This is a genomic window from Flavobacterium ardleyense (genome assembly GCF_033547075.1).
Lineage (GTDB): Bacteria > Bacteroidota > Bacteroidia > Flavobacteriales > Flavobacteriaceae > Flavobacterium > Flavobacterium ardleyense_A.
Window position 1 is genome coordinate 29426 of the sequence record NZ_CP137891.1, and the last position, 17178, is coordinate 46603.

Annotated in this window: 10 protein-coding genes, 2 tRNA genes and 2 rRNA genes; 7 read left to right on the plus strand and 7 right to left on the minus strand. The window is 39.1% G+C overall.

The genetic code is table 11. The features are described 5' to 3' along the window. Positions 1-11: 11 nt before the first annotated feature. From SBO79_RS00115 to SBO79_RS00130, 4 genes are all read right to left on the minus strand, one after another. Positions 12-2899, minus strand: a 23S ribosomal RNA gene (locus tag SBO79_RS00115). 185 nt (positions 2900-3084) lie between these two features. Next, positions 3085-3158: transfer RNA gene (locus tag SBO79_RS00120), tRNA-Ala, on the minus strand. A gap of 126 nt (positions 3159-3284) precedes the next feature. Continuing rightward, a tRNA-Ile gene (locus SBO79_RS00125) sits at positions 3285-3358 on the minus strand. A 104-nt stretch (positions 3359-3462) separates the two neighbouring features. Beyond that, a 16S ribosomal RNA gene (locus SBO79_RS00130) occupies positions 3463-4980 on the minus strand. Together the 16S and 23S rRNA genes with 2 tRNA genes alongside form the textbook arrangement of a ribosomal RNA operon. Before the next feature lie 1941 nt (positions 4981-6921). On the opposite strand from SBO79_RS00130, the gene SBO79_RS00135 reads away from it, so the two are divergent. After that, entirely contained in the window at positions 6922-9303 is a 2382-nt protein-coding gene (locus SBO79_RS00135; protein ID WP_318641024.1) for a TonB-dependent receptor, read from the plus strand. Positions 9304-9586: 283 nt separating this feature from the next. Here SBO79_RS00135 and SBO79_RS00140 read toward each other — a convergent pair whose 3' ends face one another. The 3 genes from SBO79_RS00140 to SBO79_RS00150 all read right to left on the minus strand — a co-directional run bounded on the left by SBO79_RS00140 (position 9587) and on the right by SBO79_RS00150 (position 11941). Beyond that, entirely contained in the window at positions 9587-10594 is a 1008-nt protein-coding gene (locus tag SBO79_RS00140; protein ID WP_318641025.1) for a 3-oxoacyl-ACP synthase III family protein, read from the minus strand. A gap of 131 nt (positions 10595-10725) precedes the next feature. Continuing rightward, complete coding sequence (locus tag SBO79_RS00145; protein ID WP_318641026.1) at positions 10726-11421, minus strand: YiaD family glycine zipper/OmpA-like lipoprotein; 696 nt, start codon at positions 11419-11421, stop codon at positions 10726-10728. Between the two features lie 40 nt (positions 11422-11461). After that, positions 11462-11941, minus strand: coding sequence for a lipocalin family protein (locus SBO79_RS00150; protein ID WP_318641027.1), 480 nt, complete (start codon positions 11939-11941; stop codon positions 11462-11464). A gap of 171 nt (positions 11942-12112) precedes the next feature. Between SBO79_RS00150 and htpG the strand changes: the two genes are divergently transcribed. The 6 genes from htpG to SBO79_RS00180 all read left to right on the plus strand — a co-directional run bounded on the left by htpG (position 12113) and on the right by SBO79_RS00180 (position 17131). After that, entirely contained in the window at positions 12113-14014 is a 1902-nt protein-coding gene (htpG, locus tag SBO79_RS00155; protein ID WP_318641028.1) for a molecular chaperone HtpG, read from the plus strand. Positions 14015-14164: 150 nt separating this feature from the next. After that, entirely contained in the window at positions 14165-14503 is a 339-nt protein-coding gene (locus tag SBO79_RS00160; protein WP_318641029.1) for a four-helix bundle copper-binding protein, read from the plus strand. A gap of 324 nt (positions 14504-14827) precedes the next feature. After that, positions 14828-15247, plus strand: a complete 420-nt coding sequence (locus tag SBO79_RS00165; RefSeq protein WP_318641030.1) for a GreA/GreB family elongation factor — start codon at positions 14828-14830, stop codon at positions 15245-15247. 94 nt (positions 15248-15341) lie between these two features. Beyond that, a complete protein-coding gene (locus tag SBO79_RS00170; protein ID WP_318643371.1) occupies positions 15342-16247 on the plus strand; it encodes a DMT family transporter in 906 nt (301 codons plus the stop codon). A 57-nt stretch (positions 16248-16304) separates the two neighbouring features. Further along, positions 16305-16670, plus strand: a complete 366-nt coding sequence (locus SBO79_RS00175; protein ID WP_318641031.1) for a DoxX family protein — start codon at positions 16305-16307, stop codon at positions 16668-16670. Positions 16671-16852: 182 nt separating this feature from the next. Then, a complete protein-coding gene (locus SBO79_RS00180; protein WP_318641032.1) occupies positions 16853-17131 on the plus strand; it encodes a TIGR03643 family protein in 279 nt (92 codons plus the stop codon). Positions 17132-17178: the final 47 nt, after the last annotated feature.

The following is a 17178-nucleotide window of genomic DNA, read 5'->3' on the forward strand; positions in this document are numbered from 1 at the left end:
GGCAAGGAGGAGTATACAAGCTTACGGGTTATTAGTACTACTCGACTATGACATTACTGCCTTTACATCTATAGCCTATCAACGTGGTCATCTCCCACGACCCTTAAAAGAAATCTCATCTTGTGGTGGGTTTCGCGCTTATATGCTTTCAGCGCTTATCCCTGCCAAACGTAGCTACTCTGCGGTGCCCCTGGCGGGACAACAGATACACCAGCGGTTTGTCCAACTCGGTCCTCTCGTACTAGAGTCAGATCCACTCAAATTTCTTGCGCCCGCAGTAGATAGAGACCGAACTGTCTCACGACGTTCTGAACCCAGCTCGCGTGCCACTTTAATGGGCGAACAGCCCAACCCTTGGGACCTTCTCCAGCCCCAGGATGTGACGAGCCGACATCGAGGTGCCAAACCCCCCCGTCGATATGAGCTCTTGGGGGAGATCAGCCTGTTATCCCCGGCGTACCTTTTATCCTTTGAGCGATGGCCCTTCCATGCGGAACCACCGGATCACTATGCTCTACTTTCGTACCTGATCGACCTGTATGTCTCTCAGTCAAGCTCCCTTATGCCATTGCACTCTACGCACGGTTACCAAGCGTACTGAGGGAACCTTTAGAAGCCTCCGTTACTCTTTTGGAGGCGACCACCCCAGTCAAACTACCCACCAAGCAATGTCCCCCGGATTCCGGGGTTAGATCCTAGATAAGCAAAGGGTGGTATTTCAACAATGACTAACCAACGCCTAGCGACGCTGGATCGAAGTCTCCCACCTATCCTACACATCACTTATCCAAGACCAATACTAAGCTATAGTAAAGGTGCACAGGGTCTTTTCGTCCCACTGCGGGTAAACGGCATCTTCACCGTTACTACAATTTCACCGAGCTCATGGCTGAGACAGTGTCCAGATCGTTACACCATTCGTGCAGGTCGGAACTTACCCGACAAGGAATTTCGCTACCTTAGGACCGTTATAGTTACGGCCGCCGTTTACTGGGGCTTCAATTCAATGCTTCTGAGTTACCCCATGACATCTCCTCTTAACCTTCCAGCACCGGGCAGGTGTCAGGCCCTATACTTCATCTTACGATTTTGCAGAGCCCTGTGTTTTTGATAAACAGTCGCCTGGACCTCTTCACTGCGGCCAGCATTGCTGCTGGCGACCTTTCTCCCGAAGTTACAGGTCTATTTTGCCTAATTCCTTAGCCATGAATCTCTCGAGCACCTTAGGATTCTCTCCTCGACTACCTGTGTCGGTTTACGGTACGGGTACTAATAACCTGAAGTTTAGAGGTTTTTCTTGGAAGCCCTTAGGCGCACTATCTCGTTGTCCGAAGACTCTGAGTACTATCGTATTTCCCCAAGCCGCGTGGATTTGCCTGCGCAGCTTATAGGTAGGTACTTCAACGAACTATTCCGTCAGTTCGCGGCGCTTTCATCACTCCGTCACCCCATCACAGTTATCAGTAGTACGGGAATATTAACCCGTTGGCCATCGACTGTCCCTTTCGGGTTCGCCTTAGGTCCCGACTAACCCACAGCTGATTAGCATAGCTGTGGAAACCTTAGTCTTTCGGTGAGGGGGTTTCTCGCCCCCTTTATCGTTACTTATGCCTACATTTTCTTTTCTAACCGGTCCAGCATGTCTCAAGACACACCTTCAACCCTGTTAGAATGCTCCCCTACCACTTAGAGTAAACTCTAAATCCATAGCTTCGGTAATATACTTATGCCCGATTATTATCCATGCTCGTCCGCTCGACTAGTGAGCTGTTACGCACTCTTTAAATGAATGGCTGCTTCCAAGCCAACATCCTAGCTGTCTGGGCAGACAAACCGCGTTCTTTCAACTTAGTATATATTTGGGGACCTTAGCTGATGGTCTGGGTTCTTTCCCTCTCGGACTTGGACCTTAGCACCCAAGCCCTCACTGTTAGTGAACATTATATAGCATTCGGAGTTTGTCAGGAATTGGTAGGCGGTGAAGCCCCCGCATCCAATCAGTAGCTCTACCTCTATATAACTTTATAACTAACGCTGCACCTAAATGCATTTCGGGGAGTACGAGCTATTTCCGAGTTTGATTGGCCTTTCACCCCTACCCACAGATCATCCCAAGACTTTTCAACGTCAACGGGTTCGGTCCTCCATTTAGTGTTACCTAAACTTCAACCTGTCCATGGGTAGATCACACGGTTTCGCGTCTAACACTACTGACTAAAGCGCCCTATTCAGACTCGCTTTCGCTACGGATCCGTGGCTTAACCACTTATCCTTGCCAGCAACGTTAACTCGTAGGCTCATTATGCAAAAGGCACGCCGTCACCCCACGAAAGGGCTCCGACCGCTTGTAGGCGTATGGTTTCAGGATCTATTTCACTCCGTTATTCACGGTTCTTTTCACCTTTCCCTCACGGTACTGGTTCACTATCGGTCTCTCAGGAGTATTTAGCCTTAGCGGATGGTCCCGCCAAATTCAGACAGGGTTTCACGTGCCCCGCCCTACTCAGGATACCACTATTCATTACATTTATTACCCATACGGGACTATCACCCTCTATGGTGTCACTTTCCAGTAACTTCCGGTTCTGCATGCATAAAATGTCGTGGTCCTACAACCCCAATATTGCCGTAACAACATTGGTTTGGGCTAATCCGCGTTCGCTCGCCACTACTTACGGAATCACTTTTGTTTTCTTCTCCTCCGCCTACTTAGATGTTTCAGTTCAGCGGGTTTGCTCTCCATTCGGAGTGACATGTCTTCAACATGCCGGGTTGCCCCATTCAGGTATTTACGGATCAATCGATGTGTGCTCGTCCCCGTAACTTTTCGCAGCTTATCACGCCTTTCATCGCCTCTGAGAGCCAAGGCATCCCCCATACGCCCTTATTTTGCTTGTATAATGTACATCAAGATAAATCTTGTGTACAAATAACTACAATTAACTTGTAGTATATTTTTCTTTCTACTTATTTTGTATTTCTTATCCCAATATGTCAATGAACTTTGATCCGTATGAAGATGTCTGTATTAAGTAGCAAGACTTACGTCTTAATACTTGATACTACCATCTTGATACTATCTTGTGGAGAATAACGGAGTCGAACCGTTGACCTCCTGCGTGCAAGGCAGGCGCTCTAGCCAGCTGAGCTAATTCCCCTTTTTTAGTATTTTAGTTAACAGTTTACAGTTAACAGTCTCTAAAAACGGTTAGCTTAACCTCTAAAATTTCCTTTTTTTTCTTTAAGCGTAACAGTATCTTCAATCGCGCTTGCTTTTGAAAAAGTAGTCCCGGGCAGACTCGAACTGCCGACCCCAACATTATCAGTGTTGTACTCTAACCAGCTGAGCTACGAGACTCTGTTTTATTTTTGCTTAAAAAATGTAATAATATGAACCAACAGCGAGAGTAAGTGATTAAACACTTCGATATATAAGACTTTGTGTCTTTTTGTATTCTCTAGAAAGGAGGTGTTCCAGCCGCACCTTCCGGTACGGCTACCTTGTTACGACTTAGCCCTAGTTACCAGTTTTACCCTAGGCAGCTCCTTGCGGTCACCGACTTCAGGCACCCCCAGCTTCCATGGCTTGACGGGCGGTGTGTACAAGGCCCGGGAACGTATTCACCGGATCATGGCTGATATCCGATTACTAGCGATTCCAGCTTCACGGAGTCGAGTTGCAGACTCCGATCCGAACTGTGACCGGTTTTGTAGATTCGCTCCTGGTCGCCCAGTGGCTGCTCTCTGTACCGGCCATTGTAGCACGTGTGTAGCCCAAGGCGTAAGGGCCGTGATGATTTGACGTCATCCCCACCTTCCTCACAGTTTGCACTGGCAGTCTTGTTAGAGTTCCCGACATGACTCGCTGGCAACTAACAACAGGGGTTGCGCTCGTTATAGGACTTAACCTGACACCTCACGGCACGAGCTGACGACAACCATGCAGCACCTTGTAAATTGTCTTGCGAAAAGTCTGTTTCCAAACCGGTCAATCTACATTTAAGCCTTGGTAAGGTTCCTCGCGTATCATCGAATTAAACCACATGCTCCACCGCTTGTGCGGGCCCCCGTCAATTCCTTTGAGTTTCAAACTTGCGTTCGTACTCCCCAGGTGGGATACTTATCACTTTCGCTTAGCCACTGAGTCTTGCAACCCAACAGCTAGTATCCATCGTTTACGGCGTGGACTACCAGGGTATCTAATCCTGTTCGCTACCCACGCTTTCGTCCCTCAGCGTCAATATAGTAGTAGTAACCTGCCTTCGCAATTGGTATTCCATGTAATCTCTAAGCATTTCACCGCTACACTACATATTCTAGTTACTTCCTACTAATTCAAGCCCTGCAGTATCAACGGCCATTTCCCGGTTGAGCCGGGAGATTTCACCGCTGACTTACAGGGCCGCCTACGGACCCTTTAAACCCAATGATTCCGGATAACGCTTGGATCCTCCGTATTACCGCGGCTGCTGGCACGGAGTTAGCCGATCCTTATTCTTACGGTACCGTCAGTCTGGCTCACGAGCCAGGGTTTCTTCCCGTATAAAAGCAGTTTACAATCCATAGGACCGTCATCCTGCACGCGGCATGGCTGGTTCAGACTTGCGTCCATTGACCAATATTCCTCACTGCTGCCTCCCGTAGGAGTCTGGTCCGTGTCTCAGTACCAGTGTGGGGGATCTCCCTCTCAGGACCCCTACCCATCGAAGTCTTGGTAAGCCGTTACCTTACCAACTAACTAATGGGACGCATGCTCATCTTTTACCGATAAATCTTTAATTAAATCTTGATGCCAAAACTTAATACTATAAGGTATTAATCCAAATTTCTCTGGGCTATCCCTTTGTAAAAGGTAGATTGCATACGCGTTACGCACCCGTGCGCCGGTCTCAAAAAAGCAAGCTTCTTCTACCCCTCGACTTGCATGTGTTAAGCCTGCCGCTAGCGTTCATCCTGAGCCAGGATCAAACTCTTCATCGTATAATTTTAATAACTTGTACAATAAAGACTCAAAGCTCGTTCTTATATTCTAACGTATTCTCTTCTTACTCTCTCTTAAATCACTCTGAAAATTGCTTCTCAAAATGTTGCTGTCAATTCAATATGTCTATGAACGTGTCTTCTTGTTTTTCCGCTTGTCGCTTGCGCGCTTAGCGGGGTGCAAAAGTACAACCTCTTTTCGTCTCTCGCAAGTGTTTGGTGAAAATAATTTGAAAATAAATTTTCAACGCTTTTTAAACCTCATAACTCACTCAAAATGTCTCAAAGAACTTGCGCCCTTTCGGGGTGGCAAATGTAAATCGAAATTTAGAATCTCACAACTTTATTTTTACTAAATTTCTCTAGTCATATAAAGGATAATCTTCTAATATTTCAAATAACTTACCGCTGATTGCGGGTGCAAAACTACCACTTCTTTCTAGATAAACAAGCAGAATTTTGTAATAAAATGCAATTATTTTGTAAGACCTTGATTTAAAGATTCAAAGATTTAAAAATTTAAAGATTGAAAAGTCGAAAAGAGCTAAATGAAGCGAATTTGCGGACTTTCAGACTTGGAATCATACAAAGTACGGCTGGTGAAATTTACAAACCTTCGGGAATTGGTTTGAAAATCTTCTGAATCGTTGGGATGTGGCAAAACTTGTGGTTTATAAAATCGTCCCGATGGGACTTGGATGGCATTTAATTTTTTTTAAACCCAGGGTTGAAACCCTGGGCTACAATAAAGCCGTCCCTCTGGGACTGAGGAGTGAATGTGGCTGTGAGATTTTAAGGTGGTAATTCTACTTCTTATATATAGGAAACAAAAATCATATAAATTGTCGCGATCCTACAAAACTTGTGGATCATAAATTCGTCCCGATGGGACTTGGATGTCTTTTCATCTATTATTAAACCCAGGGTTGAAACCCTGGGCTACAATAATGCCGTCCCTCTGGGACTGAGGAGTGAATGTGGTTGTGGGATTTTAGAGGCGATAATTCTAGTCCTTATATATAGGAAACAAAAATCATATAAATTGTCGCGATCCTACAAAACCTGTGGATCATAAATTCGTCCCGATGGGACTTGCTTGAACTTTTCATTTATTATCAACCCAGGGTTGAAACCCTGGGCTACAATAAAGCCGTCCCTCTGGGACTGAGGAATGAATATAGATATGGATATGGAATTTTAATAGTAATTATAGTCCTTATATATAGGAAAGAAAAATCATCTTGAATTTAGCGGCGTGGCAAATAATCCGTTTTATAAAATCTTCACTATACCCACGGTTGAAACCCTATGATACAATATTGCCATCCCGATTCCCGGGATTTAAATCATGGACTACAATAATGACATTCCGATTCCCAAGGTTGAAACCCCGGGCTATGAGATCAGTCGTCTCGATGAGACTGAGGAGTGAATATGGCTGTGAAATTTTAATATGGTAATTCTAGTCCTTATATATAGGAGATAATTTTGCACTACAAACTGTCTTGGTACCGGTGCAAGCGAAAAAATATGCAATTGCTCTACGGCTGTTATAATCGTGTGGTTAAATTTGAAAACTTAATGTTGTTGTTAGACGATTGTTTCAGCCCCGATAGGAACGGACCCGAGCGAAGCGAACTGGCGAAGCAAATCCCGGCGTGGGGATTTGCCTTTTGGTAGCAGCGGCGGGAAAGAGCGACCAACGGAAGCTCCTTGCCCGACGACTGCTACGGCAAATGCCCAGGCCGGATTGGAGAGTATAGCAGGAATAGCTGCCAAAAAAAAAATATCTTTCCTAGTATCTGCAACTGTAGTAGACTTGGAAAATACATTCTGAAAATAAATTAAAAATAAATTGTAACAATTATCAGCTTTGATTGTCTAATTAAGCAATTGCAATCGGATTAACGCGATGCAGCAAATTATAAAATCTTACAAATTATGAATTTTAAACTAGCATTACTGTTTTTGCTTGGAATTATGTTCTCTGCTTCGGCTCAAAACGGATCGGCAAATGGAAAAGTCGTTGACAAAAATCAGAACCTTGCAGTACCGTACGTTACGGTTACGGTGAAAGCTCTGGAAAAGGTAGTAACAGGTGGAATTACTGACGAAAAAGGACTTTTTGACATTAAGAATATCCCCTTTGGAACCTACACACTGGAATTGCAATTTATGGGCTACAAAACGATTAATCGCCCCTTGACTATTGGAGCAACTTCTGCAAATGTGTCTTTGGGGACTTTCAAACTGGAAGATGATTCGGTACAACTTGAGGGCGTAACGGTTGTAGCAGAATATTCTACTACCGAACAAAAAATTGATAGAAAAGTTATAAATGTAGGTCGCGATTTAACCACTGCGGGGGCAACGGCTTCTGAAATTATGTCGAATATCCCGTCTGTAAACGTGGATCAAGACGGTAAAATTTCGCTTCGTGGTAATGAAAATGTTCGAATATTGGTGGACGGAAGACCTACTACAATTGAGACTTCTCAACTACTAAAGCAAATTCCATCGACTTCTATAAAAAGTATCGAACTTATTACAAATCCAAGTGCTAAATACAATCCGGAGGGAATGTCGGGAATTATCAATGTAATTTTGCACAAGAACTCAAATAACGGATTTAATGCGTCGGTAAACGCTGGAATTACGCTCGCTGACGAGCCTAAATTTAGCAATTCGATTAATATGAATTACCGTACGGGAAAGGTTAATTTCTTTTCGACACTCGGCAGCAATTTCGGGAAACGATTAAATGAAGGTCGGACAAATAGATTGGATGAGAATTCATTGCAACTATTTGATATAATTAATGACAATAAATCTCAGCTCGTAAAAGTTGGAATGGATTATTATATTAATGATCTAAATACGATTTCGGTTTATACCAATCAAAACTTCGGGACTGGAGACGGGAATTTTGATGTTGCTTTAACTTATCCTGATGCTCTTAAAAATTTGAATCAAACCTCAATTTATAAAGCAGAAACTCAGGATGCAAGCTATAATTTAGCATTTAAACATCTTACTAAAAGAGAAGGAGAGGTTCTGGATTTTGAAATGAATTATAATAAATCAACATCGGATAGCGACTCTTTCTATAATACTATATACGCAAATCCAGCCATTGACAATAGTGGCTATACTGAAGATAAAGCCGATGATAACAAAAGTTTTACCGCAAATCTAGATTATCAAAGGCCTCTTAACGACAAAACAAAGCTGGAACTAGGTGCTGAAGCTAGAGTTTTGCGCACCGATAATGAGTACAGATCTACAACTACTTCAATTGCTGATGCAAATTATTTGTACGACCTAAACATCTATTCGGCTTATGCAACTTTTGGTCAGCGCTTCAAGAAAATTAGTTATCAGTTGGGTGCTCGAGTTGAAATGTATGATGTAGAATCGACCCTTAATGGCGAAACAGCGCACAAAAATGACTATATTACTTTGTACCCATCGGCATCTATGACCTACGCATTATCTGAAAAAGACCAATTTCAGTTGAGCTACAGTCGTCGTGTTGATCGTCCTTCTATAAATCAGACAAAACCAATTAGAGAGTTTAGCACTCCAAAAGTAACCAGTATAGGAAATCCATTGTTGGATCCGCAGTTTACAAATTCGATTGAGGTGAATTATACTCGTACATTAAAAAAAGGAACGCTCACGGCAGGAGTTTTTATTCGTGACATCAACGATGAAATCAATAGAATCATCTATCCTGATCCAGAAAATGTGGATATGCAAATCATGACCTACGATAATTTTGCAGACAATACTGCTTACGGATTTGAAATTTCGGCAAATTATAAAATAACTAAATGGTGGGACGTTCAGCCAGCAATTGATTTCTCTAGTATTTCACAAAGAGGATTAGTTTCGATACTTAATCCTAATTCTTCAGAATTTGAATTTGTAGAGAGAAATGTGGATGTGAGTGCCTTTAATGCGAGGTTGAATAGCAACTTTAAAGCTTCAAAGAATCTGCGATTTTTATTATTTGGATTTTATAGAGGTGCAGTTGATGGTATTCAATTTAATAGCAAGGAAATGTACAAGATAGATTCGGGAGTGAGCTATTCATTTTTGGATAATAAAGCGTCAATCAGCGTCCGATTTAATGATATGTTTGACACAATGAAATATGCTTTTGAATCTGATAATCCATATCCACAGTCGGGACAATTTAAATGGGAAAGTAGAACTGTTTATATTGGAATGAATTACCGTTTTGGATCTGGAAAAAACAAGTCGCTAGAGCGCAAACGTCGCGAGAATAATGTAAAAGAAAATCAAGGGGGAATGTTCTAGTGCATTCTTGGTAGACACAGAAAAATCCCGATAATTAAGTTTATCGGGATTTTTTGTTTTGTAGCTTTACAAGTAATTTTTCTAGATATCTATTTTTGCAATAATTCCCGAAAACGTATTAACGTACACTTTCTCGTTAGTATTACTAAAGGTTTATTAATCTCATACACTTAATGCTCTGTTTTGCTAAAATTTTATTTATCAAATAAATGAAAAGCAAGGTTTTACGACTCTTGATCAATTTAGTGGATGACTGTGATATTAATTAAAGACTTAATTAAAATTACCACTTAATTATAACACTTCCCCAAGTAAATCCACTTCCAAAGGCTGCTAAAACGACAGTATCACCAGATTTAATTTGTCCCGCTTGCCAAGCTTCAGTCAATGCTATTGGAATAGATGCTGCCGTGGTATTACCATATTTCTGAATATTGCTAAAAACCTGATCATCTTTTAACTTAAATTTCTGCTGTATAAATTGCGAAATTCTAAGGTTTGCTTGATGTGGAATTAACATGTCGATATCGGAAATTTCTAGATTATTTTTATGCAACCCTTCCATAATAACTTCCGAAAATCGCACTACCGCATTTTTAAAAACGAACTGTCCATTCATATATGGGAAATAGGATTCATCGTTAGGATCATTGTCTTTGAGGATATCTGAAACCCAACGACCACCCATCCCAGGCGCTTTTAAAACTAACTCTTCGGCATGCACTCCTTCTGAATGCAAATGTGTAGAGAGGATTCCTTTTGTTAAATCTTCTTCTCTAGAAAGTACGGCTGCCCCTGCTCCATCTCCAAAAATTACCGAAACACCTCTACCACGCGAAGTCATATCCAGTCCGGAAGAATGAACTTCAGATCCAATTACCAAAATGTTTTTATACATTCCGGTCTTTATATACTGATCTGCTACAGAAATTGCATAGATAAAACCCGAGCATTGATTGCGCACGTCTAGTGCTCCTACAGTGCGTAATCCTAAATCTCTCTGAACCAAAACTCCTGGCCCAGGAAAATAATAATCTGGACTTAGAGTTGCAAAAACTACAAAATCAATATCCTCAGCGGCTATCTTCGCTCGGTCCATTGCAATCTTAGCGGCTTTAACGCCCATACTTGTGGTAGTATCTTCGCCCTTTTTTATAAATCTGCGTTCTTTAATTCCTGTCCTTTCTTGAATCCACGCATCATTTGTGTCCATTACTTTTGATAAATCATCGTTCGTGACGATATTATCCGGAACATAAAACCCTAATCCCGCTATTTTTGAATTGTACATAAAGTGTCTAAATTATATTAGTATCGAAGTACAAGTTACTATATTTTTGATAAAATAAAACAGCGTATAATAAAAAAAAGCTGCTCCAATAAGGAACAGCTTTTAAATTATTGTAAAGAAATAAAGCAGAATTAGTTATTTGCTTCTTTTTCTGCGTCTTCTTTCATTTTTTGGTTTGCAGTAATTGCAAATTCAACGCGACGGTTTTCACTTCTTCCTGCCTCTGTATCATTTGATGCAATTGGATCAGCAATTCCCATTCCATCTGTAGTAAATCTAGAAGAAGAAATACCTTTAGAAACTAGATATGTTCTCACTGCTGAAGCTCTTTCGCCAGAAAGTTTCAAGTTATACTCTGGTTTACCTGTATTATCAGTATATCCGTAAATAACGATATCAGTATCTGCATACTCTTTGAAAACTGGAATTAACTTATCAAGATTTGCTTTTGCAGTTGGAGTTAAAGATGATTTGTTAGTATCAAAACGAACAGCATTTTCTTTAAGCGTCAATTTAATTCCTTCACCAAGTCTTTCAACTTCTGCACCAGGAACTGCGTTATCAATCTCTCTTGCTTGCTTGTCCATTTTGTTTCCAATAACACCACCAGCAACACCGCCGATAACTCCTCCAAGAACTGCTCCTAGAGCACCTTTTCCACCTTTACCTACGTTGTTACCCAAAACTCCACCAAGTATTGCACCACCAGCTGCACCAGCTGCTGCACCTCTTTGAGTTTGATTTGTATTTTTTATTGCTTCACAACTTGTTAATAGCATTCCGAAAAAGAACATAATAGCAAGCGAATAAACTGACATTTTTTTCATAATAATAATTTTTTAGTTATTTAATTTTTGTTTGGTATATTTAATTTTTCTGAAAGTTATAAACCACTTGTGTAGATTTACCACCGATCATAACTCTATCAATTAATTGGAATGACGTTTCAGTCATTGCGCCCATATCAAGAACATATCCGTCACGAACTTTTTTAGCTTTCATTCCTGCATCTAGAACTTTAAGTACAAATTGCCCTTCTTTATTTACAAACCATGCAATTGGAGAACTAAAAGATGGACAAGAAGCTGATACATTATTAAGCATCATCTCTCCCTTATTATTATTAGAAACAAATTTCCATGTACTTCCTTCGAAACATTTTGAATCCGCTATTTCAAAAGAGTTTACAGTCATTACATCAGATCCTGTGAAATCAACTGAAGATATTGTCCAGTTTCCTTTCATCATTCTCTCCACTTTGTTGTCTACTTTACTATTTGTCACAGATTGTGACTTGCAAGAATACAGCAATACTGTAAATACGCATAACATAATTAATTTTTTCATTGTTGGTTTTTTTAGAATTAGTAAAAGCAAATATACAAATGCCGCGCCAATTATGTTAAAATTGGTAACGTAATTAAAACAAAATTAACTATACACGTCATTTTGTCAGAATAATAAAGATTGGTCTTTAATTTGAAAGAAATGCTGTGAACCTTTTAAAACTAATCAATTATGACGACTGGAAAAATTAATGTTTCGGTAGAAAACATATTTCCCCTTATCAAGAAATTCTTATATAGCGACCACGAAATCTTTTTAAGAGAGTTGGTCTCCAATGCTACTGATGCAACATTAAAGCTTAAACACCTTACTAGTATTGGTGAAGCTAAAACAGAGTATGGGAATCCCATTATTGAAGTAAAAATTGACAAAGAAGGAAAAAAACTTCATATTATCGATCAAGGTTTAGGGATGACTGCTGACGAAGTTGAAAAATATATCAACCAAGTCGCATTCTCAGGAGCCGAAGAATTCCTTGACAAATATAAGGATTCAGCCAAAGATTCAGGTATAATCGGACATTTTGGCTTAGGTTTTTATTCTGCATTTATGGTTGCAGAAAAAGTTGAAATTATCACAAAATCCTACAAAGATGAGCCTGCTGCTCATTGGACATGCGACGGTAGTCCCGAATTTACATTGGAACCATCAGATAAAACATCGAGAGGATCTGAAATTATTTTGCATATAGCAGAAGATTCTTTAGAATTCCTTGAAGAAAATAGAATTAGCGAACTCCTTAATAAGTACAATAAATTTATGCCAGTACCAATTAAATTTGGAACTCGCACAGAGAAGATTGAACAGAAAAAGGGCGAAGAAGTTTCAGCTGAAGATAAAGATGAAGAATTTAAAACTGTAGAAGTTGATAATATCATCAACAATCCTTCACCAGCTTGGACAAAGCAACCAACAGAACTTTCTGACGAAGACTATAAAAGTTTCTATAGAGAATTGTATCCAATGCAATTTGAAGATCCATTATTTCACATTCACTTAAATGTAGATTATCCTTTTAATCTTACTGGAATTTTGTACTTCCCTAAACTAGGGGCTGATTTACAAATTCAGAAAGATAAAATTCAATTGTATCAAAATCAAGTTTATGTAACTGATAATGTTGAGGGGATTGTTCCAGAGTTTTTAACGATGCTAAAAGGAGTGATTGATTCTCCAGATATCCCATTAAATGTTTCTCGTTCATACCTTCAAGCCGACGGAGCAGTAAAGAAAATTTCAAATTATATTACTCGTAAAGTTGCGGATAAATTGAAGTCATTATTCACAGAAAACCGTGAAGACTTTGAGAAAAAATGGAACGACATCAAAATTGTTCTTGAGTATGGAATGCTATCTGAGCCTAAATTTTATGAGAAAGCGGGAGCATTTACTTTATATCCGACAGTTGACGGAGAATATTTTACGCTGGACGAACTTAAAGAAAATCTAAAAGATACTCACACCGATAAAGACGGAAAACTGACACTCCTTTATGCTGGTAATAAAGATGCGCAGCACAGTTATATTGCCGCTGCACAAGACAAAGGTTATAAAGTACTTTTATTAGATTCGCCAATTATTTCGCATTTAATGCAAAAATTAGAATCGGATAATGAAAATCTTGCATTTGTACGTGTCGATTCAGACCACATCGAAAATTTAATTAAGAAAGATGATACTACTCTTTCAAAATTATCAGATGACGAGCAAACAAAATTAAAAGAAGTGGTAGAACATTTGGTTCCAAAGACTACTTACAGCGTGCAATTGGAAGCATTGGACAGCAACGCCTCGCCATTTATCATCACGCAGCCAGAATTTATGCGTAGAATGAAAGAAATGAGTCAGAGTGGTGGCGGCGGAATGTTTGGAATGGGTAATATGCCCGAAATGTATAATCTGGTGATTAATACAAATTCTGAATTGGCCAGTGGTATTTTAAATACAGAAGACAAGACTCAGCAAGAGCATTTGGTAAAACAAGCACTTGATCTTGCTAAACTTTCTCAAAACCTTCTGAAAGGTGAAGACCTTACAGCTTTCGTGAAAAGAAGTTTTGAACTTATAAAATAAGGTTAAGTTAAATTAGATTAAAATGCCTGCAATCATAGATTGTGGGCTTTTTTTTTTGTGGATATAGTATAATTAGAACTTTGTATTTTATAAATAATTTTTACAAGTAAAATGGTAAATTTCAGTTATTAATTTTGAAAATATTCTAACATGAAAAATTATCACACTTATAAAGTTTGTATCGACGCTTGTCTCAACTGTGCGGCACTTTGCAATCATTGTGCAAATTCTTGTCTGCAAGAAGAAAACGTAAAAATGATGGCACGATGTATACAGTTAGATATGGAATGTGCGGCAATGTGTTATGCAGCAGCGCAATTAATGAGTTTGGGAAGTCCAAAAGCAGCTGAAGCTTGTGCGCTTTGTGCTGAATTTTGTGAAGCTTGTGCGGCGGAATGTGGACAGCACGATCACAAACACTGTCAAGAATGTGCCGAAGCTTGTAGTGAATGTGCAAGACAATGTCGTAATATGTCAAATGCTGCTTAAATTGTTCATAATTTCAATTCTTTTTGATGTAATTTGAAATCTTTATCTTAAATTTGTGTTTAAGCAAAAAGCTCAACTTATGCCATTTAATTTCTATGAAAAGCAGCCGCCTATCGTAATCGCAACAAGCACGCGATTATTGACTGCTTTGCTATACCCTGAAATAAAGGCATTGCAAATTTCAATTCCCTAACGATTACTTCTCAACGGGATTTGGCGAAAGCCCATCACAAAATACTTTTTATTACAAATTTCTTTAAGCAATCGTTATTGCTTAGTTTCAAATTACATCCTTTTTTCAAAAAAAATATAAAATCAACAGAATTGAATAATTTAATTATGACTATTATGAAAGACAAACCGATTCCAACCTTGACCTTGTCAGACTATACAATATTAAGAGATTTGACAAAAAGTCCACCGGACGCCAAAACTGTCAAAGAAGTTGCACAACTTTCGAAAGAGTTGGACCGTGCAATTGTAAATAAAGAGGACAAAATTGACGCAAATATAGTTCGCATACAATCTCATGTAGAAATTGAGGATATTGTAGCAAAACGCAAAATGAAAATTCAAATTGTTCTTCCAAGTCAGTCTGATATTAAAGTGCAAAAAGTTTCTGTTTTAGCACCATTAAGTATTGCACTAATCGGATTTAAAGAAGGAGACGAAGTAGATTGGGAAATGCCGGCAGGAGTTAGGTCTTTGCGTATCATTTCGGTTACAAATGCAGATAGGACGTAATTATTGTCTTAAAAAAAAACACCTTTTAGCAAGGTGTTTTTTTTGCCCTAAATTCAAAATTTTCAAACAAATTTCTATAGCAGTGAGCGAGACTATATCAAAAAATAATATTTTAAAGGGAGTATTCCTAGTTGCTTTGGGAGCAACGAGCTACGGTATGCTAGCAACATTTGTTAAGCTGGCGTATATGGAAAATTACACCACCGCCGAAGTGCTGACTTCTCAATTTACTTTAGGCCTGCTTGGTTTAATTCTCATCAATTTTTGGCAGAAGACGCAAAAGAAAACCACCGTTATCAAAGCAAATTCAAAAGATATTAAACAGTTATTGCTTGCTGGTACATCCACAGGTTTTACTGGAATCTTTTATTATATGGCGGTTAAGTTGGATATTCCAGTTTCAATATGCATTGTCTTATTGATGCAAACCGTCTGGATGGGCGTGCTATTGGAAATGATTTTAACTAAAACATTGCCTTCAAAACGAAAGATAGTATCGGTAATTATTGTTCTAGTCGGAACAGTTCTGGCTACTAATCTAATTAATGCGGATTCAAATCTAAGCATCCTAGGTTTAGGGTCGGGATTACTAGCTGCAGTCTCATTTACGGCGACAATGTATACCGCCAATAGTATCGCACTGCATATTTCATCAGCACAAAGAAGTTTATATATGCTTATAGGCGGCGCGATGATGGTGGCTATATTTGCCCTGATCACCCAAGACCGACCATTCAATTTTGAAATTTTTGTCAAGTGGGGAATTATATTGTCACTTTTCGGAACTATTATTCCTCCTTTACTACTTACTGCAGGGTTTCCAAAAACTGGAATTGGACTCGGTAGCATTGTCTCATCATTAGAATTGCCAGTATCTGTACTGATGGCGTATTTTATTTTGAATGAATCGGTGATTGCACTTCAATGGGTAGGAATCACTATGATTTTGGCTGCCATAGTAATTATGAATATGGATTTAATTAATTTTAGAAAAAAATAATATCAAATAATTTACTGCTTTTTTGATATCTTAGCTTTACGCCAAAAACCTTTTCCTATGACTATTTTACCGTGGCACTTATACTTGATGGCAGCTATGTATTTTTTGGCGGGACTAAATCATTTCCGAAATCCAAAAATGTACATTAAAATCATTCCAAAATTCTTTTCAAATCCTAGTTTACTTAATAAGATAAGTGGTGCGAGTGAAATTATATTAGCGATTGGATTGTGCATTCCGATGCTGACACATTATGCTGCTATTGGTATTATACTTTTACTGATAGCTATTTTCCCCGCAAACTTCTATATGTTATTAAATAAAAAAGCCTCTTTCGGATTGCCAAAATGGCTTCTTATGCTCAGAATTCCCTTTCAATTCATATTAATACTTTGGGCTTATTACTACACTAACTTTATTTAATAGTTGAAAAGCAAGAAAGTTTGTATTGCAATGCTTATCATTGCAGTAAAGTAAAAATGTCTAAAGTAATTCAAACATTTCCTTCAAAAAAAGGAATCTTTTTGTTTCAAAAGATCGAGAATTTTACTAATATTGAACTACTAATAACGAACCAATTTTAAAAAAGTAATAATTAGCATTTAATGAAAAAAAGTAACCGTTTGGAACTCAATTTCGAACAAACAGAACGTCTTATAACAATGGCCCTTGAAGAAAGAAAGCCATTTGAGGCCATCAAGGAGGAATTTGGTGTTGCTGAGAAGGAGGTTTTAGAAATCATGAAAAAACGTCTTCCGAAGGAGAAGTTTGAACTGTGGCGAACGAAAGCCAACGCGACCAAACCCAAGCCTAAACCGATGGTAATAGACGATTTTGACGAAGATTTGGACGGTAAGTATTATATGAAAAATAAAATTGATTAAATTTAAACTCCTGCATTCGCAGGAGTTTTTTTTTAAGTCTTTGTAAG

Bases quoted from the DNA above. Each gene is read 5' to 3' on its own strand.
- SBO79_RS00135 (WP_318641024.1), top strand. From the start codon at position 6,922: ATGAATTTTAAACTAGCATTACTGTTTTTGCTTGGAATTATGTTCTCT.
- SBO79_RS00140 (WP_318641025.1), bottom strand. From the start codon at position 10,594: ATGTACAATTCAAAAATAGCGGGATTAGGGTTTTATGTTCCGGATAAT.
- SBO79_RS00145 (WP_318641026.1), bottom strand. From the start codon at position 11,421: ATGAAAAAAATGTCAGTTTATTCGCTTGCTATTATGTTCTTTTTCGGA.
- SBO79_RS00150 (WP_318641027.1), bottom strand. From the start codon at position 11,941: ATGAAAAAATTAATTATGTTATGCGTATTTACAGTATTGCTGTATTCT.
- htpG (WP_318641028.1), top strand. From the start codon at position 12,113: ATGACGACTGGAAAAATTAATGTTTCGGTAGAAAACATATTTCCCCTT.
- SBO79_RS00160 (WP_318641029.1), top strand. From the start codon at position 14,165: ATGAAAAATTATCACACTTATAAAGTTTGTATCGACGCTTGTCTCAAC.
- SBO79_RS00175 (WP_318641031.1), top strand. From the start codon at position 16,305: ATGACTATTTTACCGTGGCACTTATACTTGATGGCAGCTATGTATTTT.
- SBO79_RS00180 (WP_318641032.1), top strand. From the start codon at position 16,853: ATGAAAAAAAGTAACCGTTTGGAACTCAATTTCGAACAAACAGAACGT.